This window comes from Bacillus sp. FDAARGOS_527, assembly GCF_003812125.1.
In the GTDB taxonomy this organism is placed as follows: Bacteria; Bacillota; Bacilli; order Bacillales; family Bacillaceae_G; genus Bacillus_A; species Bacillus_A paranthracis.
The window spans coordinates 4156393-4177948 of sequence record NZ_CP033795.1 but is presented as its reverse complement, the minus strand read 5'-3'; the positions used below and the strand labels follow the sequence as shown (position 1 = coordinate 4177948).

Sequence of the window (21556 nt, the reverse complement as noted above, 5' to 3'; positions counted from 1 at the left end):
AAATATTCGCTATGTTTTTGAAATTCCCTGCTTATGTATCTTCAACATCATAACCGAATTACATAAATTTAAACGTTATAAAAACTGTAGAAAAAAAGAAAAGAACGCCTTTTGACTGAAGCGTTCTTTCGATATCTATTCTTTTAAAAGATAGGTTACTTTATTTAAAATCTTTTCGATTTGTTTCGCGTTTTTACTATACATTTCGCTCGCTGATTTCGACTTTGTTTCTAAGGAAAATAGTTCAAGATCAGCATAACATTTTTTTAATGATGCTAATAATAAAGGTTTGTTTTGAGGAGAAGGCATTTGTAGTTTGTCATTATAAATGTCGATAGTTAGTTGTCCGTATGAATCAACTTGACCGAGAAAGACATTTTCGATAACAACACCGAGCTTTTCTAGTTCAGCATGTAGCCAAGCGCGGTTATGTCCACTTGCGGATAGCGGTTCATCTAAGACATTGCCATCCATAATAACAGTTTGTGGTTCTTTTTCGTTTGCTACTTTTAAACCGATGTCTTTTGCTGTAAGTGGCTGGGAATCTTTTTTTAATAATACATTTAATTCTCCGCTCGGTTCTAAGACAGCAAATTCAACATCAGCTACGCTGAAAGCACCTTTTCCACGGAGAAGTTCCAGTAATTCATCACTTGTATATTTTTCTTTCTTTAAGTTGTCTTCGAGTATCTTTCCGTCTTTTATTAATACGGTAGATTTCCCTTCAAAGAAGTCCCGAGCTGTTTTGTTCTTTAAAGAGAGGATTCCTGTTAAAAAAGGTACCACAGCGAAAATGAGTATCGCAAAGACGCCGTGAAAAAATTTTGAATCGAGCCCTGTAGATACTTGGGCAGCGATGTCACCGATTGTCATTCCGGCTATGTATTCAAAGAAGGAGAGCTGAGAGATTTGTCTTTTCCCTAACCATTTCGTAATAGCGAATAAAATAATTAATATGAATACAGAGCGAAGAATGACAAGTGTCCATTCCGGTAGGTGAGACATAGTCAGTTCCTCCAGTCTACTTAAAACCCTTTATATTGAGGTTCTTCACGTTCTAATACTGAAACTCTATTCTGTAAATCAGCGATGATGCTGTCCATTTCTAACATACATTCATGAAATACACGTTTTGATTCTTCATCTTGTGAATTTAAAGAAAGGGAGCTTAAACTTGCTTGAGCCCCCCTTACACTAGCAAGGCAGGTTTTAACACTAGCAATAACTGTCATACAAACACCTTATCCTTTCGGTTTGAATAGCAATGCTCCGATGAAGCCGAAAATAATAGCTGCGGATACACCGGCGCTTGTTACTTTAAACATGCCGGTAATAACGCCAACGATGCCATGTTTTGCGGCTTCTTCCATTGCGCCGTGAACGAGGGCATTACCAAAGCTTGTAATAGGTACGGTTGCCCCAGCTCCAGCGAAGTCAATTAATGGTTCATACAAATTGAATCCATCTAATATAGCTCCAGCAACAACGAGTGTTGCCATTGTATGAGCGGGTGTTAGTTTGCCGACATCAAACATAAGTTGGCCGATTACACATATGAGTCCGCCAATGACGAAAGCCCAGAAAAAAATCATTGCGTTGCACCTCCGAATTCAATTGAAACGGCGTGAGCGATGCACGGAATCGTTTCTTCTTGTTGGAATGTAAGTGGAGATAGTAAAGCGCCTGTCGCAACGACAAGTATTTTTTTGAACTCTCCTCTTTTCATTCTGTTTAATAAATGACCGTACACGACTGTTGCGGAACATCCTGGTCCACTAGCCCCAGCTATGACAGGTTGCCCTTCTCTATAAATGAGCAGCCCGCAATCTTGAAACTGTTCGCTCGTTACTTTTGTTCCGTGTTTATGTAATAAGTCATAAGCAATTTCGCGGCCGACATGTCCGAGGTCACCGGTTACGATTAAATCGTAGTAAGAGGCGTCGATTTGGCGTTCGCGTAGGTGGGCCTCAATTGTATCGACGGCGGCTGGAGCCATTGCGCCTCCCATATTAAACGGATCTGTTAATCCCATATCAACCACTCGCCCGATTGTGGCTGATGTTACCCTAGGGCCGTTTCCAGTATCACTTAAAATAGCGGCTCCTGCTCCAGTTACTGTCCACTGTGCAGTAGGTGGCTTTTGTCCGCCGTATTCGGTAGGATAGCGGAATTGTTTTTCTACAGCTGTATTATGACTGGATGCACCAGTTAATAAATATTTTGCGCCTTTTGCATTTACGATACTCGCCCCAAGTGCTAAACCTTCCATAGAAGTAGAACAAGCGCCGAATAGTCCGAGATAAGGAGTGCCCAGTGTACGGCAAGCAAAGCTTGTAGGGGTAATTTGATTAATTAAATCTCCTGCGAGTACAAATTGGATATCGTCTTTACGAAGTTCTGCTTTTTCAGTGGCGCGGCTACAAGCTTCTTCGAACAAAATTTTATGTGCTTTTTCATAGGAATCTTGTCCGAGCCATAAATCTTCATGGAGGGTATCGAAGTCTTCTGGAATTTTGCCTTTAGCTTCAAACGGCCCGCCAACGACTCCCGTCGAAATAATAACTGGTTTGTTTTCAAATACCCACGTTCGGTGTCCTTGTAACATTTATAGCCCTCCCCATTGAACGAGAATCGTTTTAATAAGTGCGATGACGAAAGCGGAAAATACACCAAATAAAATAACAGAACCAGCTAATTTAAACATGTTACCACCAACGCCGAGTACAAAACCTTCTGTGCGGTGTTCGATACATGCGGCAATAACGGAGTTACCAAATCCAGTGACAGGTACAGCTGTGCCTGCTCCGGCAAATTGACCAAACCGATCGTATATACCAAATCCAGTTAATAACATGGAGATGAAAATAAGAGTTGCGACTGTTGGATTCCCTGCTGAGCGTTCAGTGAAATCGAAATACGTAATATAAAAAGTAGAAATGAGTTGCCCAATTAGGCAAATGAAACCACCAACGAAAAAGGCTTTTATACAGTTTTTTAAGACAGGACGCTTCGGTTCGCGTTCTTGCTCGAATTTTTTATATTCCTGTTGCACAGGGGTTAAGTTTTTATCTTTACTAGACATTGCAAACCTTCCTTTTCTTTTAAAAAGCGTTAAGTGTTAGACTCCATTTTTTTCCCAATGAATTTTAATTGTTTATTAATTTCATCTTTAGATATTTTCTTTTCCTTAATTTTTCTTTCAAGCTTTTCAAGTAACATAAAGATTTTTTTATCTGTACTTACACGAACATCGAAAGTGGGGTGCTCATCACTTAGCTGCTTTTGGAGCTTCTTACGGAGAGGTTTTAATCCAAATCTTTCGTGATGCTCAGGTGTAACTGCTATGTAGAGATCTAAATTTGAATTTACTGCTGTACTTTTTATAATTTCATCCATAGTGAGAGCTCTTTTCTTGGCTCCTTGTGATATAGATTGATTAAAGGATTCCATACTCGTTTTTGTTAACTTTGGACCTTTCTCTTTCTCCGTTCGTTTTGCTTCTTCTTTCACTTTTTTATCTAAAGGACTATTATCACATCCGGTAAAAGAGCTAAATAGAAGGGCAAATAATACGGTTATGAGTCCGAGTTTTTGCATATTTATCATTCCATTTCTATTGCAATATGTAATGTGATAGAAAAAGGATGACTGCATATCATCCTTTTTCTATTTCACAGCAAGACTGATTCGTTATTGCTGTGAGTATTGTGGTTCTTCTTGTTTTACTTCTTCAACGCGTGGGTTTAAAGAATCGATAATCGTTTGTGTTTGCTGTGCAGCTGTTTGGAAAAGTTGCTTAGCTTGTTGGTTATCCGTATCAAGAGCGAATCCCTCTAAGCTAGCTTGTGCACTTTTTAATCCAGAAACAGTTTGTTTTAATTTCGTAATTACAGTCATTGAATGAAGCCTCCTTTGGAATATCAATTCAAAGATTATAATTTGTGAGTTGGGGTGAATTTATGATTGGAAAATTTAGGGGGGTGCTTTGTTAATATACTCATAACTAAGCGTCATAAAGGATTACGGGGATATTTTTATTGATTTAGATGGATTTTATTGCTATTATTATGAGAAGAAAATGAAGTGTTTTCTATAACCATGCGCCCATAGCTCAGTCGGATAGAGCGGTGGTTTCCGGTACCACGTCTGCCGGGGGTTCGAATCCCTCTGGGCGCGTCAAAAAGTCCTAACTTACGTTTTGTAGGTTAGGACTTTTTTATTTCCCTCTTGTTATATCTGATAATAAGATTTACTATTAGTACTTGGTTATAAATTAATTCCGTTATTATTTTCTTTCAATATTATTCAAATTTCGGTTTTAAGTTGTAAATCTCATTAATACATATAAATTAATAATATTTTGGAATGGGTGTCTGTGATAGCATTCTCCTTTTACCAAACTTATTGTACAATAGAAACAAGGGGGAGATTAGTTTGAAGGCAAGTCTTTTACAAGAACAAAGCTTACGTTTGGCAATGACACAAGAGTTAAGGCAAGCGATTACAATGCTCCAGTATAATGTACAAGAATTATCGGAGTTTTTGTATGAGCAATCGTTAGAGAATCCCCTTATTGAGTTAGGTGGTTTTGAGAGGGAGAAGAAAAAGAGCTCTAACACAAGTAAAAGTACCAGCAAACAAGTCGAGAATCAGATGGAAATCTACAGTGTGGATTCTACAACGATTCAGCAACATTTATTAAATCAAATACAGTATTATAAAATAGAGGAAGAAGAGCGAAAAGTAGCTTCTTTCATTATTATGAACATGGATGGAAATGGGTATTTACAAGAGACGAACGAAGAGTTAGCAAATCTTCTTTCCGCACCGCTTCATGTAGTCGACCGCTCTGTAGAGCTTGTCCAATCACTCGAGCCAGCAGGGGTAGGGGCGCGTAATATTCAGGAATGTCTAACCTTACAATTGAAGCGCTTACAAAGGCGGAATGGATTAGCGGAAGAGGTTATAGAGGATCATTTCGCTTATTTCGTGAAGAAAGATTGGCGAAAGCTCGCTCAAGTGTTGAAGTGTAGTAATGAGGAATTACAGAGTGCTGTAAATTGTATAACGTCATTACAACCAAAACCAGGTCTTGCGTTTTCTTCTGATAAACCACTTTATATTGTACCTGATATGGCGGTGAAAAAAGATGGTGATCGTCTCGTTTTACAAATGAACGAGAGAAATATGCCAAGAATTGAAATTCATTCTGAATATAGTGCGCTTCTTAATAATAGTGAAAGTGAAGTGGCATCTTACGTATCAGAAAAGTATCAGCATGTGCAGTGGATTATGCGTAGTTTAAAACAGAGAAAACAAACCCTTCTGCAAGTGATGACCATTATTATGGAAAAACAACGTGATTTCTTCTGGAAAGGTCCAGAGTATTTAAAGCCACTTGCTTTAAAAGAAGTAGCAGAAGAGTTAAGCGTGCATGAATCGACAATTAGTCGTGCAACGCGAAATAAATATGTGCAAACACCACACGGTTTATTTGAGATGAAATCGTTCTTTAGTAATGCCGTTTCGACTACTGAAGATGAAGCAGTTTCTACAAAGCGTGTAAAACAATTTATTCAAACGCTTGTTGAGGCAGAGAATAAGAAAAAGCCACTTTCAGATCAAAAGATTTCAAAATTGTTAGAAGAAGAGCATGAAATCGTTATTTCTCGAAGAACAGTGGCGAAGTATAGAGAGCAAATGCACATCCCAGCGTCGTCATTACGAAAAACAATCGGATAGGTGAAGAAGATGAAAGTTGTACTGTATACAAAAAATGATTGTGGCCTTTGCGTGAAGGCGAAACAAGTTTTACAGGAAGTACAATGTGAATATTCTTTTCAAATTGAGGAAATAGATATATATGAAGATAATGACCTTTTAGAAAAATATCACCTAATGATTCCGGTTGTAGAAATAGACGGAAAACAAGTAGAATATGGTAACATTCACAAAGGTGTCATAATAAACTATATAAAGAATGCAGTTAAGAGTTGAATAAGTTTCTATCTCCTGTTACAATAATACACGTAGCAGGGATTATTTTTTTAACCTATGTGGGACACAAAATGTCACTACGGGACGTAAAGTGACCACGAGGGAAAATGAACCGATGTAGTGAGGAGAAAAGATATGCGCTCATGGATTCAGAACACAAAAAAATTATTACCTGATCTGCTACCTGTTATGCAAACGAGAATGCAAATTCTTCAATACATTAGGCTCATGCAGCCAATTGGAAGAAGAAACTTATCAGCAAGTCTCGGTATGACAGAACGAGTATTGCGAAGTGAAGTTCAAGTTTTGAAAGAACAAAACTTAGTTCACGTCGCTTCTTCTGGAATGACATTGACAGAAGAAGGAACAGCTTTAGTTCTTGCTTTGGAAGACTTTATGAAAGAAATTTCCGGGTTAAAGGTTTTAGAAAAGCAACTTAAGGAAACATTAGACTTGGATGAAGTTTTCGTTGTCCCTGGTGATAGTGATGAATCACCTTGGGTCAAACTGGAGATGGGCCGTGCTTGTGTGACTTGTATAAAAGACCGTCTGACAGCGAATAATATCGTTGCTGTGGCTGGAGGGACTACGCTAGCTGCTGTTGCGGACATGATGCAGCTTGATTGCAAAGATTTACATATGCTATTTGTCCCAGCACGTGGTGGAATTGGAGAAGGCGTCGAGTTAGAAGCCAATACTATTTGTGCCAAGATGGCGCAAAATACGATGAGTAATTATCGCTTATTGTATGTTCCAGACCATGTTAGCAGCGAAGCATATGCGTCTATTGTGACAGAGCCTTCCGTGAAAGAAGTTCTTGAGTTGATTCGATCTTCCAATATCGTCATTCATGGAATAGGTGATGCGTTAACAATGGCACGTCGCAGAAATACTTCAGAAGCAGATTGGTTAAAGATTCAGGCAAGCGAAGCAGTTGGCGAAGCTTTCGGTTACTACTTTAATGAACAAGGAAATGTTGTTCATAAAGTAAGAACAGTTGGTATGCAACTAGAGGATTTACAAAATGTATCTCACGTTGTTGCAGTCGCTGGAGGTTCTTCAAAGGCAAAGGCAATACAGGCTGTAATTAAACAAGGGCACACTTCAATTCTAATTACAGATGAAGGTGCAGCAAAACAGTTAACAAAGGGTATTACCCTTTAATATAATCCCCCAAGGAGGAAATTCAAATGACTAAAATTGGTATTAATGGATTTGGACGTATCGGACGTAACGTATTCCGCGCAGCACTTAACAACCCAGAGGTAGAAGTAGTAGCAATCAACGACTTAACAGATGCTAAAACTTTAGCTCACCTTTTAAAATATGACACAGTTCACGGAACTTTAAACGCAGAAGTATCTGCTAACGAAAGCAGCATCGTTGTTAACGGTAAAGAAATTAAAGTTATCGCTGAGCGTGACCCAGCACAATTACCATGGAGCGACTACGGAGTAGAAATCGTAGTAGAATCTACTGGCCGTTTCACTAAAAAAGCAGACGCTGAAAAACACTTAGGTGGATCAGTTAAAAAAGTTATCATCTCAGCTCCAGCTTCTGACGAAGATATCACTGTAGTTATGGGTGTTAACCACGAACAATACGATGCAGCTAGCCACAACGTAGTATCTAACGCTTCTTGTACTACAAACTGCTTAGCTCCATTCGCTAAAGTATTAAACGAAAAATTCGGCGTAAAACGCGGAATGATGACAACAATTCACTCTTACACTAACGACCAACAAATCTTAGACTTACCACACAAAGATTTACGTCGTGCTCGTGCAGCAGCTGAAAACATGATCCCAACATCTACTGGTGCAGCTAAAGCAGTAGCATTAGTATTACCAGAACTTAAAGGTAAATTAAACGGTGGCGCTGTACGTGTTCCAACTGCTAACGTTTCTCTAGTTGACCTAGTTGTTGAACTTGATAAAGAAGTAACAGTTGAAGAAGTAAATGCAGCATTCAAAGCAGCAGCTGAAGGCGAATTAAAAGGTATCCTTGGATACAGCGAAGAGCCATTAGTATCTATCGACTATAACGGATGTACAGCTTCTTCTACAATCGATGCATTATCTACAATGGTAATGGAAGGTAACATGGTTAAAGTACTTTCTTGGTACGATAACGAAACTGGTTACTCTAACCGCGTAGTAGACCTAGCAGCTTACATGACTTCAAAAGGTCTTTAATTCTTAATTATATAAGTTATCAATGACAAAACGAGGGAGAGGGTTTGTTCCCTCTCTCTCTTCTTTCGTTTTAAAAGCAAATGTGTTAAGCTTTTGAGTGGGTTTTGTCAATCCTAACTAGTAGTCGGAGGGAAATCCAATGAACAAAAAATCAATTCGTGACGTAGATTTAAAAGGTAAGCGTGTATTTTGCCGCGTTGACTTCAACGTACCTATGAAAGAAGGCAAAATTACAGATGAAACTCGTATCCGTGCAGCTCTTCCTACAATTCAATATTTAGTAGAGCAAGGTGCGAAAGTTATTTTAGCAAGCCACTTAGGCCGTCCAAAAGGTCAAGTAGTAGAAGAATTACGTCTTACTCCAGTAGCAGCACGTTTAGGCGAGCTTCTTGGTAAAGATGTTAAAAAAGCAGACGAAGCATTCGGACCAGTTGCACAAGAAATGGTTGCAGCAATGAACGAAGGCGACGTATTAGTTCTTGAAAACGTACGTTTCTATGCGGGCGAAGAAAAGAACGATGCAGAACTTGCGAAAGAATTTGCAGCTCTTGCTGACATCTTCGTAAACGATGCATTCGGTGCAGCTCACCGTGCTCATGCTTCTACAGCAGGTATCGCGGACTACCTACCAGCAGTATCTGGTTTACTAATGGAAAAAGAGTTAGATGTTCTTGGAAAAGCACTTTCTAACCCAGATCGTCCATTCACAGCTATCATCGGTGGTGCGAAAGTAAAAGATAAAATCGGTGTAATTCGTCATCTATTAGACAAAGTAGATAACTTAATCATCGGTGGCGGACTTGCTTACACATTCGTTAAAGCTTTAGGTCATGAAATTGGTCTATCTCTATGTGAAGACGACAAGATTGAACTAGCAAAAGAATTTATGCAACTTGCAAAAGAAAAAGGCGTAAACTTCTACATGCCAGTTGATGTTGTAATCACTGAGGAATTCTCTGAAACTGCAACAACTAAAATCGTTAATATCGATTCTATCCCTTCTAACTGGGAAGGCGTGGACATCGGTCCTAAAACACGTGAAATTTATGCAGATGTAATTAAAAACTCTAAGCTTGTTGTATGGAATGGACCAATGGGTGTATTCGAAATGACTCCATTCTCACAAGGTACAAAAGCAGTAGGACAAGCATTAGCAGATGCAGAAGGTACATACTCTGTTATCGGCGGTGGTGACTCTGCAGCAGCTGTTGAAAAATTCGGTATGGCTGATAAAATGAGCCACATTTCTACTGGCGGCGGTGCGTCATTAGAATTCATGGAAGGTAAAGAGCTTCCAGGTGTAGTTTGTCTTAACGACAAATAAGTAGCAGCCAAAGAAAAAGGACGGTGCAAAGCATGCGTAAACCAATTATCGCAGGTAACTGGAAAATGAATAAAACTCTATCTGAAGCAGTTAGCTTCGTAGAGGAAGTTAAAGGTCAAATCCCAGCAGCTTCAGCTGTTGATGCAGTAGTTTGCTCTCCAGCTCTATTCTTAGAGCGCCTTGTAGCAGCGACTGAAGGAACTGATTTACAAGTAGGTGCACAAAACATGCACTTCGAAAAAAATGGTGCGTTCACTGGCGAAATTAGCCCAGTAGCACTTAGCGACTTAAAAGTTGGCTATGTAGTACTTGGCCACTCTGAGCGTCGTGAAATGTTTGCTGAAACAGATGAGTCAGTAAACAAAAAGACTATCGCAGCATTTGAACATGGTTTAACACCAATCGTATGTTGTGGTGAGACTTTAGAAGAGCGCGAAAGCGGAAAAACATTTGATCTAGTAGCAGGTCAAGTGACAAAAGCACTTGCAGGTTTAACTGAAGAGCAAGTTAAAGCAACTGTTATCGCTTATGAGCCAATCTGGGCTATCGGTACAGGTAAATCTTCTTCTTCTGCAGATGCAAACGAAGTATGTGCGCACATCCGTAAAGTTGTTGCAGAAGCTGTTTCTCCAGCTGCTGCAGAAGCTGTTCGTATCCAATACGGCGGTAGCGTAAAACCAGAAAACATTAAAGAGTACATGGCACAATCTGACATCGACGGCGCTTTAGTTGGCGGTGCTAGCTTAGAGCCTGCTTCGTTCTTAGGTCTTCTGGGGGCGGTAAAATGAGAAAGCCAACAGCTTTAATCATTCTTGACGGTTTCGGACTTCGTGAAGAAACTTACGGGAATGCTGTAGCACAAGCTAAGAAACCTAATTTTGATGGTTACTGGAACAAATTCCCTCACACAACGCTTACAGCTTGTGGCGAGGCAGTAGGTCTTCCAGAAGGTCAAATGGGTAACTCTGAGGTTGGTCACTTAAATATCGGTGCTGGCCGCATTGTATATCAAAGCTTAACACGCGTAAACGTTGCAATCCGTGAAGGTGAGTTCGATAAGAACGAAACGTTCCAAAGTGCAATTAAAAGCGTAAAAGAAAAAGGTACTGCACTTCATTTATTCGGTTTACTTTCTGACGGTGGTGTGCACAGTCACATGAACCACATGTTTGCTCTTCTTCGCTTAGCAGCTAAAGAAGGCGTTGAGAAAGTATACATTCATGCATTCTTAGATGGCCGCGATGTTGGACCAAAAACAGCACAAAGCTATATTGATGCAACAAATGAAGTAATTAAAGAAACAGGAGTAGGACAATTCGCGACTATCTCTGGTCGTTATTACTCCATGGACCGTGACAAGCGTTGGGATCGCGTAGAAAAATGTTACCGTGCTATGGTGAATGGTGAAGGACCTACTTATAAATCAGCAGAAGAGTGTGTAGAAGACTCTTATGCAAATGGTATCTACGATGAATTCGTATTGCCGTCTGTAATTGTTAACGAAGATAACACGCCAGTTGCAACAATCAATGATGATGATGCAGTTATCTTCTATAACTTCCGTCCAGACCGTGCAATTCAAATTGCTCGTGTATTTACAAACGAAGACTTCCGTGAGTTCGATCGTGGTGAAAAAGTACCTCACATTCCAGAATTCGTATGTATGACACACTTTAGTGAAACAGTAGATGGTTACGTGGCATTCAAGCCAATGAACCTTGATAACACTTTAGGTGAAGTTGTTGCGCAAGCGGGATTAAAGCAACTTCGCATCGCGGAAACTGAAAAGTATCCGCACGTTACATTCTTCTTTAGCGGTGGTCGTGAGGCTGAATTCCCAGGAGAAGAGCGTATCTTAATTAACTCACCGAAGGTTGCAACGTATGACTTGAAACCTGAAATGAGCATTTACGAAGTAACGGACGCTTTAGTAAATGAAATCGAAAATGATAAACATGATGTTATCATTCTTAACTTTGCGAACTGTGATATGGTTGGCCATTCTGGGATGATGGAACCAACAATTAAAGCAGTAGAAGCAACTGACGAATGTTTAGGAAAAGTTGTAGAAGCGATTCTTGCAAAAGATGGTGTGGCACTTATTACTGCTGACCATGGTAATGCTGACGAAGAATTAACTTCTGACGGAGAGCCAATGACAGCTCATACAACTAACCCGGTTCCTTTCATTGTTACTAAGAACGACGTAGAATTACGTGAAGGTGGTATCTTAGGTGATATCGCTCCAACTATGCTTACACTTCTTGGTGTTGAGCAACCGAAAGAAATGACAGGTAAAACAATTATTAAATAATTTGCTTATATAAAAAGGAGAGAATTTATTATGTCAACAATTATTGATGTTTATGCTCGCGAAGTCCTTGACTCTCGTGGTAACCCAACTGTAGAAGTAGAAGTTTACACAGAAAGCGGCGCTTTCGGACGCGCTATCGTACCAAGTGGTGCATCTACTGGTGAGCACGAAGCAGTAGAATTACGTGACGGTGACAAATCTCGTTACCTTGGTAAAGGTGTTGTTAACGCAGTAAACAACGTTAACGAAATTATCGCTCCAGAAATCGTTGGTTTCGACGTAACTGACCAAGCTGGTATCGACCGTGCTATGATCGAATTAGATGGCACTCCAAACAAAGGTAAACTAGGCGCTAACGCTATCCTTGGTGTATCTATGGCAGTAGCTCACGCAGCAGCTGACTTCGTAGGTCTTCCATTATACCGTTACCTTGGTGGATTCAATGCAAAACAATTACCAACTCCAATGATGAACATCATCAACGGTGGTTCTCACGCTGATAACAACGTAGACTTCCAAGAGTTCATGATCTTACCAGTTGGTGCTCCAACATTCAAAGAATCAATCCGTATGGGTGCTGAAGTATTCCATGCACTTAAAGCTGTATTACATGACAAAGGTCTTAACACTGCAGTAGGTGACGAAGGTGGATTCGCTCCAAACCTTGGTTCTAACCGTGAAGCATTAGAAGTAATCATCGAAGCTATTGAAAAAGCTGGTTACAAAGCTGGCGAGAACGTATTCTTAGGAATGGACGTTGCTTCTTCTGAGTTCTACAACAAAGAAACTGGTAAATATGACCTTGCAGGCGAAGGCCGTACTGGCTTAACTTCTGCAGAAATGGTTGATTTCTACGAAGAGCTTTGCAAAGACTTCCCAATCATCTCTATCGAAGATGGTTTAGACGAAAACGACTGGGATGGTCACAAATTATTAACTGAGCGTCTTGGAAGCAAAGTACAATTAGTTGGTGACGATTTATTCGTAACTAACACTCAAAAACTTGCTGAAGGTATCGAAAAAGGTATCTCTAACTCAATCTTAATTAAAGTTAACCAAATCGGTACTTTAACTGAGACTTTCGAAGCTATCGAAATGGCTAAACGTGCTGGTTACACAGCAGTTGTATCTCACCGTTCTGGTGAAACTGAAGATGCTACAATCGCTGACATCGCAGTTGCAACTAACGCTGGCCAAATCAAAACTGGTTCTATGAGCCGTACTGACCGTATTGCTAAGTACAACCAATTATTACGCATCGAAGACGAACTAGGCGAAATCGCTGTTTACGATGGTATCAAATCTTTCTACAACATCAAACGATAATTGTAGAAAATAACGACAGACCGTGAGAAATCACGGTCTGTTTTTTTTATGCTAAAATTGTTCTCCTGTCATAAGTGACATGAAATGTTTAAAGAAACTGTTATAATCAAAATCAATTGCAATTTGATGACCCGGCCAATCAATAAATGGTTTTTGGTTCACTAAAGAACGAAATTCCCCTATGCTTGCTCCTTGTGCAGAGGATTCTGTCATGACAACGATAGGGGATTTGTGATACGTAAACATAGAGTTATCAAGTAAAGCGAGTATTGGCATTGTGTCATGGAAGGGGCTACCCTTTAAATGTGGTAGAGCATTTTTATAATAGCCGTAGTAATAATGATCGAATAACGGTTTGACGAGTGGGGCTTTTCCTTTTGCTTCAATATACTCAGCCATTTCTGGTGTAATGATGGAATATTGGGTGACGTTTAATGGATAGATGTACATGTTAGGTGAGGATTGAAGGACTATATTAGCGGCAGTAGGATCGCCATAAAAGTTTGCTTCAGAAATAGGGGTGACATTACCAGGATGTAAAAAGGCACCGCCCATTACGTAGTAAGATTTAATTTGTTTCATTAACTGTTTGCACATGATAAATAAAATTGCTAGAGAGGTAAGTCTTCCTAAACTTACAATGATTAATTCATCTTTATACTGTTCAATAAGAGGAATCACTTCAAAGAAATTCTCCATTTCTCCGTTAGTCACATTCCCATTTGGAATAATTGGCCCAAGCCCTTGTTTCCCGTGTACTTCTGTAAAAAAAGCAGGCGGGGCACCAGTAAGAGGGCGTTCTGAACCACCGAATATCTTAATATTTCTATTCCTTGTTTCATTCTTAAGAAAATGAGCATTTTGTACGGCCATCTCTTTTGGAACATTGCCGTAATCAGCAACAATGCCGATGATTTCTATTTCATCGATAAAGAACGCTAAGAGGAGAGCCATCGTATCATCAATGCCAGGATCACAAAAAATGAGAACTTTTTTGGGCATATATTCACCACCTATCTTGTTTATCCCACTTTAATGGGCAGTAAGACCCCCACCTCAAAATTCAGCGAAAGCAAAGAATTTAGGTGGGGTCGGGCTGCCCATTAAAGTCCGATTGGTGAGGGCTGATAATCAGTGGGGGATAAAGAACCCCCCACTGATTAAAGTTTCACTTTATATATATGTAAGCTTAAAGGTAAAAAGATTATTTTATTGAAATAACAACCTTTAAAATTCAGAAAATAAAAACTTCTTATATTAGGTCAAGGTTTTTGACTTAATTTTCTGTTGAAAATGTAGTCATATCAAGGTTGTAAGCGTATAACATAGGCGTTTTTTGCTGTCAAGTTGATAAATTGCAGCTTTTTACAATTTATACTATGATAAAGATATTAACAGAAGATCGTATAAACAAGAGGGATGATGAACATGAAATTTACAAAGATTCTTGTCCAAATTGCTGCTCTTTACGTTTTTTATATGGTTGGAACTTGGGTACAAGAAATGTTAAATATTCCGATCCCAGGAAGTTTGATTGGAATGTTCCTCTTACTTGTTTTACTTAGCCTAAAAGTTCTTCCAGTGAAATGGTTCGATTTAGGAGCAGAAACACTCGTTGCTATTATGCCGTTTTTATTAATTCCGCCAACGCTTGGCCTAATGAATTACGGTGCTTTTTTTATGAGTAAAGGAATTTCTCTTTTCATTACAGTTGTAGCGAGTACATTTTTAATTATTATTGTCGCAGGACATACAGGACAATATCTTGCGAATAGAAAGGAAAGAGAGTCGCGATGAGTCAAATATTAATCGGGATCGGTTGGGTTCTTTTTACGGTGCTATTATATCAATTATCTAAAAAAATCTATAAATTATTTCCAACACCATTCACCATTCCAATGCTTGTAGCAACAGGATTAATGGCTTTCCTATTTATCGTGCTTGATATACCATATCAACATTATATGGAAAGTGGTGGTGGCTGGATTGCAAAGCTACTTGGACCCGGTGTTGTAGCATTTGCAATTCCTCTTTATAAGCAACGCCACGTTCTTCAAAAATATGTTGTACCGATTGCCGGCGGGGTACTAGTAGGTACAACAGTTGCCATTGCAAGTGACTTTGCTATTGCGTCACTTATGGGAACAGATAAAAGCTTAATTTTATCTTCTTTACCAAAATCAGTGACAATGCCAGTTGCGATGAGTGTTTCAGAGCAAGTTGGTGGTGTACCGTCATTAACAGCAGCCTTCGTTGTTATTGCAGGTATTACGGGAACGATTACCGGCCCGCTTTTATTAAAATGGAGCCGCGTTACAAACTCAGTTGGTAAAGGTATCGGATTTGGATGTGCTTCTCATATTATGGGCGTGATGAGAGCGATGAAAAATAATGAACATGAAGGGGTTATTGGATCGGTAACAATGACATTAACAGCGATTTTGACATGTTTGCTCGGGCCGCTATTTGCAATGATGTTCATGTAATGGAAGAAAAGCGAGAGCAACCTTATAGCTCTCGCTTTTCTATAGAATTTATGCTACAGTTACAATAACTGAATCTTTGTAGGAGGTACGCCAAGTGCATACGTTATTATCCGTTTTACTTATTATTGTATCGATTTTAATGATTGTTATGGTACTTATGCAGTCTAGTAATAGCTCAGGCCTTTCAGGTGCAATTTCAGGCGGTGCAGAGCAATTATTTGGTAAGCAAAAAGCACGTGGAATTGAAGCGGTATTAAACCGTATTACAATTGTTTTAGCTGTATTGTTCTTCGCATTAACAATTGGTGTTACGTACTTAAACTTATAGAATTGAAAGAAGAAGCGTTAGTAAGATGTACTAATGGTTCTTCTTTTTTTGTTTTGCCATTTGAAAGATGTTTCTAATTAGATTATAGAAATATAAATATGGTACACTAGATATAGAAAGAATACGACTAGATTACAGAAGAGAAAGAGGAGAAGTACATGATGAAATTAGCATCTCCGAAACCATTTACATTTGAGGGTGGAGACCGCGCTGTTTTATTACTACATGGATTCACAGGAAACTCAGCTGATGTACGTATGTTAGGGCGTTTCTTAGAAAAGAAAGGCTACACTTGTCATGCCCCAATTTATAAAGGGCACGGTGTACCACCAGAAGAGCTTGTTCATACAGGTCCTGAAGATTGGTGGCAAGATGTAACGGAGGCATATCAGCTTTTAAAAGATAAAGGTTTTGAGAAAATTGCTGTCGTTGGATTGTCACTTGGCGGAGTATTTTCACTAAAATTAGGTTATACAGTACCGGTTTTAGGTGTAGTACCAATGTGTGCACCAATGTATATTAAGAGTGAAGAAACGATGTACCAAGGTATATTGGCATATGCCCGCGAATATAAAAAGCGTGAGCAAAAATCACCAGAGCAAATCGAACAAGAAATGTTGGAATTCCAAAAGACACCGATGAATACATTAAAAGCATTACAACAATTAATTGCTGACGTACGTAACAATGTGGACATGATTTATGCACCAACATTTGTTGTACAAGCGCGTCATGATGAAATGATTAATACAGATAGTGCGAACATTATTTATAACGGTGTAGAATCAACGTTAAAAGACATTAAATGGTATGAAGACTCTACGCATGTCATTACACTTGATAAGCAGCGTGACGAGCTACATGAGGATGTATATAACTTCTTGGAGCAACTAGATTGGTAAGATCTAGTTGCCTCTTTTTTTCATAAGGAATTTTTTGTGAAAACTGTAAAAATCATAAGGGGCGTATTGAAGTTTCGCTTTATACATCCCCTATCTTTCGGATACACTAAATAATATAAGGTTTTAAAGGAGGTATTTTTGCTTGGAAGAAATCATACAAGAACATATTGATAAGTTGTTATTATTTATGAGAGAAGAAGCGTATAAACCGCTAACGATACAAGAGTTAGAAGAGGCATTTGGAATTGAAGGTTCTGAGGGCTTTAAAGATTTTGTAAAGGCGCTTGTAACGATGGAAGAAAAGGGACTTGTTATTCGTACTCGTAGCAACCGTTACGGTCTTCCTGAAAAGATGAATTTAATACGTGGTAAGTTAATTGGACATGCGCGTGGTTTTGCATTTGTTGTACCAGACGAGAAGAAAACAGGAGACGATGATCTTTTCATCCCGCCTACAGAATTAAACGGTGCACTTCACGGCGATACAGTATTAGCACGCCTTAGTTCCCAATCGAGTGGTTCGCGTCAAGAAGGTTCCATTGTACGCATTTTAGAACGCGGAACGAAAGAGTTAGTTGGTACATATACAGAATCGAAAAACTTTGGATTTGTTATACCTGACAATAAACGCTGGACAAGTGACATTTTCGTATTGAAAAGCGCATCAATGGGTGCTGTAGAAGGTCATAAAGTAGTTGTGAAAATTACGAGCTATCCAGAGAATCGTTTAAGTGCAGAAGGTGAAGTTATTCAAATTCTAGGTCATAAAAATGATCCAGGAGTAGATATTTTATCTGTTATCCATAAACATCATTTGCCTTTAGCGTTCCCTGAAGAAGTGATGGAGCACGCAAACAGTGTACCAGAAACGATTTCAGAAGAAGATTTAAAAGATCGCCGTGACCTACGTGACCAAATGATCGTAACGATTGACGGTGCAGACGCAAAAGATTTAGATGACGCTGTTACAGTAACGAAACTTGAGAACGGTAACTACAAGCTTGGTGTTCACATTGCGGACGTAAGTCATTACGTTCAAGAAGGTTCTCCAATTGATGTAGAAGCAGCGGAAAGAGCGACGAGTGTATATCTTGTTGACCGTGTAATTCCGATGATTCCGCATCGTCTATCTAACGGTATTTGTTCATTAAATCCGAAAGTAGACCGTCTGACGTTATCTTGTGAAATGGAAATCAATAATTTAGGTGACGTTGTTAAACACGAGATTTTCCAAAGTGTAATTAAAACGACAGAGCGTATGACGTATGCTGACGTAAGAAGCATTTTAGAAGATGAGGACGAAGAATTAAATAAACGCTATGAGCCGCTCGTACCGATGTTTAAAGAGATGGGCCAATTGGCACAAATTTTACGTGAAAAACGTATGCGCCGCGGGGCAATCGACTTTGACTTTAAAGAAGCGAAAGTATTAGTAGATGAAGAAGGAAAACCGACAGACGTTGTTATGCGTGATCGTTCTGTATCAGAGAAGTTAATTGAAGAATTTATGCTTGTCGCGAACGAAACAGTAGCAGAGCATTTCCACTGGATGAACGTACCATTCATGTACCGTGTCCATGAAGATCCGAAAGAAGATAAGTTAGAGCGTTTCTTCGAGTTTGTAACGAACTTCGGATATGCAGTAAAAGGACGTGCAAATGAAGTACACCCTCGTGCGCTACAACAAATTCTTGAAATGGTTCAAGGGCAACCAGAAGAAGTAGTCATTTCGACAGTAATGCTTCGTTCTATGAAGCAAGCACGTTACGATGCAGAAAGCTTAGGACATTTCGGTTTATCAACTGAGTTCTACACACATTTCACATCACCAATTCGTCGTTACCCAGATACGATTGTTCATCGATTAATTCGTGAATACATCATTAACGGTAAAGTCGACAATGAAACACAAGCAAAATGGCGTGAAAAATTACCTGAGATTGCAGAGCACTCTTCTAATATGGAGCGTCGTGCAGTTGAAGCAGAACGTGAAACAGACGAGCTGAAAAAAGCAGAATATATGCTTGATAAGATCGGCGAAGAGTATGACGGTATGATTAGCTCTGTAACAAACTTCGGTTTATTCGTAGAGCTTCCAAATACAATTGAAGGTCTTGTACACGTTAGCTACTTAACGGATGATTACTACCGTTATGATGAGCAGCATTTCGCAATGATCGGAGAACGTACAGGTAACGTATTCCGCATCGGTGACGAAATTACAATTCGCGTTATTAACGTAAACAAAGACGAGCGTGCAATCGACTTTGAAATCGTTGGCATGAAAGGTACGCCTCGTCGTAAGTTCAAAGACCGCCCAGTCGTTATCGAACAGCCAAGAACAGGCAGAAAGAAACGCGGCGGACGTAGCGAACGCAGTAATGAGCGCGGCGGAGAACGTGGCACAGGTAGAAAATTTGACCGTGGTGGCAAAGGTAAAGGAAGAGGATCTGCATCCGCGTCCGCTAGCCAACCAGGGAAAAAAGATGGTAACGGCAAGAAGAAAAAAGCATTCTTCGAAAACGTACCAGGATTCAAGAAGAAGAAGAAAAAGCGTAAGTAAGAAGAGGGTGGCTTCGCTTTGATGAAAAGCGGGGCCTTTTTCTTTTTATTGGTGACTTGAGAGCGAGCCACTTTCGCTTTTTGTTTACATTTGTTACAATAGTAAAAATAGAGGAGGGACGTTATATGCCAAAAGGTTCAGGTAAGGTTATCGCACAAAATAAAAAAGCATTTCATGATTATTTCATCGAAGAAACATACGAAGCAGGGCTTGTCCTTCAAGGAACGGAAATTAAGTCGATTCGCGCTGGACGCGTGAACTTGAAAGATGCGTTTGCACGTGTACATAATGGTGAAGTATGGGTTCATAATATGCATATTAGTACGTACGAGCAAGGAAATCGTTTCAACCACGATCCGCTTCGTACGAGAAAGTTACTTCTGCATAAAAAAGAAATTGATAAATTAGCAGGAGCTGCAAAAGAAACAGGATATGCATTAGTTCCACTAAAAATCTATTTGAAAAATGGATTTGCGAAAATGGCACTTGGTTTAGCAAAAGGTAAGAAACAATATGATAAGCGTCACGATTTAAAAGAGAAAGAAGCAAAACGTGAAATTGCACGCGCGTTCCGTGATCGTCAAAAGATGTAATACAGATATTTACATTTGTAAAACGGCGCGCGTATGTTATAATAACTTATGTAAGGTTGTTGCACATTGAAAAACAGCTCTTAGTAGCTATCACGAAATTTTCTTCGTATGCTCCATTTTTATCATGGGGACGTTACGGATTCGACAGGGATAGTTCGAGCTTAGGTTGCGAGTCGAGGGGATCGGCCTCGTTAAAACGTCAAAGCCTATAATTGGCAAACAAAACAATCTTTCTTTAGCTGCTTAATTGCACTAAAGGTTCCTCCCTCCATCGTCCATGTGGTAGGGTAAGGGACTCAAACTAAGTGGACTACGCCGGAGTTCGCCGTCTGAGGACAAAGGAAGAGAATAACCAGACTAGCAACTTGGAAGCCTGTCGATAGGCCGAAGAGTTCGCGAAATGCTAATATATCGACTACACTCGTAGAAGCTTAAGTGCCGATATTTTTGGACGTGGGTTCGACTCCCACCGTCTCCACCAATACATATTTGGTGGTTTTTTATTTTGTATGATATGAACCATAACTTTGCTAGGTTGGCGAGGTTATGGTTCTTTTTGTTTGTGGCAAATTTATGGTTCCAAAGATAGGAATCCAATAGTGAAAATGCATACCTTTATTTTATTAGCTTGATAGCGATATGATGCTATCCTTACATGTTCTGAATAAGAATAAGTAAAAAAAGAACCTTAAGGTTCTTTTTTTGTTTATGTTATTGTTTGTTATTTATAAGTAGAGTTATTTTTTATTTAAAAAGCATTGGCAAAAAACCTAAAATATCGAAAACAAAGTGGCAAATCCAACTTACCCAAACACTCTTTGAATTTTTCCATATATAATTTAGTGCTAATCTAGCTGGGATTATAGTTATTAATAACTGCAGTGGCACGAAACCATAGGCAGGAATATGCCACAAAGCAAATAAAACACTACATATTATTGATGCTGTACCAAATTTCAATCCTAATTTTTGTAATGCAATAATTATATTCGTGCAAATCAACTCTTCGCCCATTAACATAAATGGTACACGGAATAAAATCATAGAAATACTTATTACTTCAGCGACAGAATTTTGAGTTGCAGGTTCAAAAATGTAGTTGAATATTGAGGTGGAACCCATACCCACGATAATCGTTAAAGGTATCCCCCAAAGTAATGTCTTAAAATTAAAATGTTTAAATTGCTCTAATGATATTTTACCTAAAAAATAGTATCCAATAATTCCACATAATATAAGATTCCATGAAGCTTCAATAATCATTCTTAATAATCCAGGTATACCCCCTACAAATGAAAAAAGTTGATATACAATGCCGGAAATGATTAATAACCCCAAAGCCAAAAGAGATTTTGAATCAATTTTCTTCTCAGTTTCTATAATCCTTGTTTCCACAATAACACCTTCTTTCTTATTGTTTTGTGAATTACAAATATATAGTAACATATATCCCTCCTAATTAATGGTGATTACAACGAGTACAATAATTTTTGTTTAATATCGTTGTATAATTGCGATAAATTTATGG

23 protein-coding genes, 1 tRNA gene and 1 other RNA gene are annotated in these 21556 nt (G+C 39.0%); 16 read left to right on the top strand and 9 right to left on the bottom strand.

All coding sequences use genetic code 11. The features are described 5' to 3' along the window. Window positions 1-135: 135 nt before the first annotated feature. The 7 genes from EGX95_RS24525 to EGX95_RS24495 form a co-directional block, all read right to left on the bottom strand. On the bottom strand, window positions 136-1005 hold the full coding sequence (locus EGX95_RS24525) for a DUF421 domain-containing protein (protein ID WP_097648714.1): 870 nt from the start codon (window positions 1003-1005) through the stop codon (window positions 136-138). A 20-nt stretch (window positions 1006-1025) separates the two neighbouring features. After that, window positions 1026-1232, bottom strand: a complete 207-nt coding sequence (locus tag EGX95_RS24520; protein WP_000215908.1) for a DUF1657 domain-containing protein — start codon at window positions 1230-1232, stop codon at window positions 1026-1028. A gap of 9 nt (window positions 1233-1241) precedes the next feature. Continuing rightward, on the bottom strand, window positions 1242-1592 hold the full coding sequence (gene spoVAE, locus EGX95_RS24515) for a stage V sporulation protein AE (protein ID WP_000575919.1): 351 nt from the start codon (window positions 1590-1592) through the stop codon (window positions 1242-1244). Next, window positions 1589-2605, bottom strand: coding sequence for a stage V sporulation protein AD (gene spoVAD / locus EGX95_RS24510; protein ID WP_123805763.1), 1017 nt, complete (start codon window positions 2603-2605; stop codon window positions 1589-1591). Before spoVAD ends, spoVAE begins: the two co-directional genes overlap by 4 nt. Then, complete coding sequence (gene spoVAC / locus EGX95_RS24505; RefSeq protein WP_000095403.1) at window positions 2606-3082, bottom strand: stage V sporulation protein AC; 477 nt, start codon at window positions 3080-3082, stop codon at window positions 2606-2608. It lies immediately after the preceding gene. A gap of 29 nt (window positions 3083-3111) precedes the next feature. Further along, complete coding sequence (locus tag EGX95_RS24500) at window positions 3112-3597, bottom strand: YhcN/YlaJ family sporulation lipoprotein (RefSeq protein WP_001170597.1); 486 nt, start codon at window positions 3595-3597, stop codon at window positions 3112-3114. A gap of 93 nt (window positions 3598-3690) precedes the next feature. After that, on the bottom strand, window positions 3691-3897 hold the full coding sequence (locus tag EGX95_RS24495; protein ID WP_000216164.1) for a DUF1657 domain-containing protein: 207 nt from the start codon (window positions 3895-3897) through the stop codon (window positions 3691-3693). 203 nt (window positions 3898-4100) lie between these two features. On the opposite strand from EGX95_RS24495, the gene EGX95_RS24490 reads away from it, so the two are divergent. The 9 genes from EGX95_RS24490 to eno all read left to right on the top strand — a co-directional run bounded on the left by EGX95_RS24490 (window position 4101) and on the right by eno (window position 13156). Beyond that, window positions 4101-4176 (top strand) — tRNA-Arg (locus EGX95_RS24490). Between the two features lie 258 nt (window positions 4177-4434). Further along, complete coding sequence (gene rpoN, locus EGX95_RS24485; RefSeq protein WP_000647983.1) at window positions 4435-5742, top strand: RNA polymerase factor sigma-54; 1308 nt, start codon at window positions 4435-4437, stop codon at window positions 5740-5742. Between the two features lie 9 nt (window positions 5743-5751). Then, entirely contained in the window at window positions 5752-5997 is a 246-nt protein-coding gene (locus tag EGX95_RS24480; RefSeq protein ID WP_000869738.1) for a glutaredoxin family protein, read from the top strand. Window positions 5998-6132: 135 nt separating this feature from the next. Continuing rightward, on the top strand, window positions 6133-7161 hold the full coding sequence (gene cggR / locus EGX95_RS24475; protein ID WP_001258187.1) for a gapA transcriptional regulator CggR: 1029 nt from the start codon (window positions 6133-6135) through the stop codon (window positions 7159-7161). A gap of 26 nt (window positions 7162-7187) precedes the next feature. Beyond that, complete coding sequence (gap, locus tag EGX95_RS24470) at window positions 7188-8192, top strand: type I glyceraldehyde-3-phosphate dehydrogenase (protein WP_000161231.1); 1005 nt, start codon at window positions 7188-7190, stop codon at window positions 8190-8192. A 139-nt stretch (window positions 8193-8331) separates the two neighbouring features. After that, window positions 8332-9516 (top strand): phosphoglycerate kinase, encoded by a 1185-nt coding sequence (locus EGX95_RS24465; RefSeq protein WP_001036343.1) that lies wholly within the window; start codon window positions 8332-8334, stop codon window positions 9514-9516. A 32-nt stretch (window positions 9517-9548) separates the two neighbouring features. Then, a complete protein-coding gene (gene tpiA, locus EGX95_RS24460; RefSeq protein ID WP_001231037.1) occupies window positions 9549-10304 on the top strand; it encodes a triose-phosphate isomerase in 756 nt (251 codons plus the stop codon). Beyond that, complete coding sequence (gene gpmI, locus EGX95_RS24455; RefSeq protein WP_001231150.1) at window positions 10301-11830, top strand: 2,3-bisphosphoglycerate-independent phosphoglycerate mutase; 1530 nt, start codon at window positions 10301-10303, stop codon at window positions 11828-11830. Before tpiA ends, gpmI begins: the two co-directional genes overlap by 4 nt. Window positions 11831-11860: 30 nt before the next feature. Next, window positions 11861-13156 (top strand): phosphopyruvate hydratase, encoded by a 1296-nt coding sequence (gene eno / locus EGX95_RS24450; protein ID WP_000103957.1) that lies wholly within the window; start codon window positions 11861-11863, stop codon window positions 13154-13156. A 51-nt stretch (window positions 13157-13207) separates the two neighbouring features. Here eno and EGX95_RS24445 read toward each other — a convergent pair whose 3' ends face one another. Further along, on the bottom strand, window positions 13208-14158 hold the full coding sequence (locus tag EGX95_RS24445; RefSeq protein ID WP_001125031.1) for a nucleoside hydrolase: 951 nt from the start codon (window positions 14156-14158) through the stop codon (window positions 13208-13210). Window positions 14159-14584: 426 nt separating this feature from the next. Here EGX95_RS24445 and EGX95_RS24440 point away from each other — a divergent pair, with 426 nt between their 5' ends. The 7 genes from EGX95_RS24440 (at window position 14585) to ssrA (ending at window position 20509) form a co-directional block, all read left to right on the top strand. After that, window positions 14585-14953, top strand: a complete 369-nt coding sequence (locus tag EGX95_RS24440) for a CidA/LrgA family holin-like protein (protein ID WP_000673222.1) — start codon at window positions 14585-14587, stop codon at window positions 14951-14953. Beyond that, on the top strand, window positions 14950-15642 hold the full coding sequence (locus tag EGX95_RS24435) for an LrgB family protein (RefSeq protein ID WP_000078304.1): 693 nt from the start codon (window positions 14950-14952) through the stop codon (window positions 15640-15642). The genes EGX95_RS24440 and EGX95_RS24435 overlap by 4 nt, the downstream gene beginning before the upstream one ends. A 94-nt stretch (window positions 15643-15736) precedes the next feature. Beyond that, window positions 15737-15970 carry a preprotein translocase subunit SecG gene (gene secG, locus EGX95_RS24430; RefSeq protein ID WP_000557262.1) on the top strand — a complete coding sequence of 78 codons (234 nt, stop codon included), beginning with the start codon at window positions 15737-15739 and terminating at the stop codon, window positions 15968-15970. A 161-nt stretch (window positions 15971-16131) separates the two neighbouring features. Beyond that, on the top strand, window positions 16132-16872 hold the full coding sequence (gene estA, locus EGX95_RS24425; protein ID WP_000761976.1) for a carboxylesterase: 741 nt from the start codon (window positions 16132-16134) through the stop codon (window positions 16870-16872). Window positions 16873-17014: 142 nt separating this feature from the next. Continuing rightward, window positions 17015-19435: a ribonuclease R gene (rnr, locus tag EGX95_RS24420; RefSeq protein ID WP_000391093.1), complete on the top strand. Its 2421-nt coding sequence runs from the start codon at window positions 17015-17017 to the stop codon at window positions 19433-19435. Window positions 19436-19560: 125 nt separating this feature from the next. After that, the gene (smpB, locus tag EGX95_RS24415) at window positions 19561-20028 is read left to right on the top strand and encodes an SsrA-binding protein (protein ID WP_001123901.1); all 468 of its coding nucleotides are present in this window, start codon (window positions 19561-19563) and stop codon (window positions 20026-20028) included. 126 nt (window positions 20029-20154) lie between these two features. Further along, window positions 20155-20509: a transfer-messenger RNA gene (ssrA, locus tag EGX95_RS24410) on the top strand. A gap of 263 nt (window positions 20510-20772) precedes the next feature. Here the strand turns inward: ssrA and EGX95_RS24405 are convergent. Further along, window positions 20773-21423: a CPBP family intramembrane glutamic endopeptidase gene (locus EGX95_RS24405; protein WP_033670318.1), complete on the bottom strand. Its 651-nt coding sequence runs from the start codon at window positions 21421-21423 to the stop codon at window positions 20773-20775. Window positions 21424-21556 lie beyond the last annotated feature (133 nt).

Bases quoted from the DNA above. Each gene is read 5' to 3' on its own strand.
- EGX95_RS24525 (WP_097648714.1), bottom strand. From the start codon at position 1,005: ATGTCTCACCTACCGGAATGGACACTTGTCATTCTTCGCTCTGTATTC.
- EGX95_RS24520 (WP_000215908.1), bottom strand. From the start codon at position 1,232: ATGACAGTTATTGCTAGTGTTAAAACCTGCCTTGCTAGTGTAAGGGGG.
- spoVAE (WP_000575919.1), bottom strand. From the start codon at position 1,592: ATGATTTTTTTCTGGGCTTTCGTCATTGGCGGACTCATATGTGTAATC.
- spoVAD (WP_123805763.1), bottom strand. From the start codon at position 2,605: ATGTTACAAGGACACCGAACGTGGGTATTTGAAAACAAACCAGTTATT.
- spoVAC (WP_000095403.1), bottom strand. From the start codon at position 3,082: ATGTCTAGTAAAGATAAAAACTTAACCCCTGTGCAACAGGAATATAAA.
- EGX95_RS24500 (WP_001170597.1), bottom strand. From the start codon at position 3,597: ATGCAAAAACTCGGACTCATAACCGTATTATTTGCCCTTCTATTTAGC.
- EGX95_RS24495 (WP_000216164.1), bottom strand. From the start codon at position 3,897: ATGACTGTAATTACGAAATTAAAACAAACTGTTTCTGGATTAAAAAGT.
- EGX95_RS24480 (WP_000869738.1), top strand. From the start codon at position 5,752: ATGAAAGTTGTACTGTATACAAAAAATGATTGTGGCCTTTGCGTGAAG.
- cggR (WP_001258187.1), top strand. From the start codon at position 6,133: ATGCGCTCATGGATTCAGAACACAAAAAAATTATTACCTGATCTGCTA.
- gap (WP_000161231.1), top strand. From the start codon at position 7,188: ATGACTAAAATTGGTATTAATGGATTTGGACGTATCGGACGTAACGTA.
- EGX95_RS24465 (WP_001036343.1), top strand. From the start codon at position 8,332: ATGAACAAAAAATCAATTCGTGACGTAGATTTAAAAGGTAAGCGTGTA.
- tpiA (WP_001231037.1), top strand. From the start codon at position 9,549: ATGCGTAAACCAATTATCGCAGGTAACTGGAAAATGAATAAAACTCTA.
- gpmI (WP_001231150.1), top strand. From the start codon at position 10,301: ATGAGAAAGCCAACAGCTTTAATCATTCTTGACGGTTTCGGACTTCGT.
- eno (WP_000103957.1), top strand. From the start codon at position 11,861: ATGTCAACAATTATTGATGTTTATGCTCGCGAAGTCCTTGACTCTCGT.
- EGX95_RS24445 (WP_001125031.1), bottom strand. From the start codon at position 14,158: ATGCCCAAAAAAGTTCTCATTTTTTGTGATCCTGGCATTGATGATACG.
- EGX95_RS24440 (WP_000673222.1), top strand. From the start codon at position 14,585: ATGAAATTTACAAAGATTCTTGTCCAAATTGCTGCTCTTTACGTTTTT.
- EGX95_RS24435 (WP_000078304.1), top strand. From the start codon at position 14,950: ATGAGTCAAATATTAATCGGGATCGGTTGGGTTCTTTTTACGGTGCTA.
- estA (WP_000761976.1), top strand. From the start codon at position 16,132: ATGAAATTAGCATCTCCGAAACCATTTACATTTGAGGGTGGAGACCGC.
- smpB (WP_001123901.1), top strand. From the start codon at position 19,561: ATGCCAAAAGGTTCAGGTAAGGTTATCGCACAAAATAAAAAAGCATTT.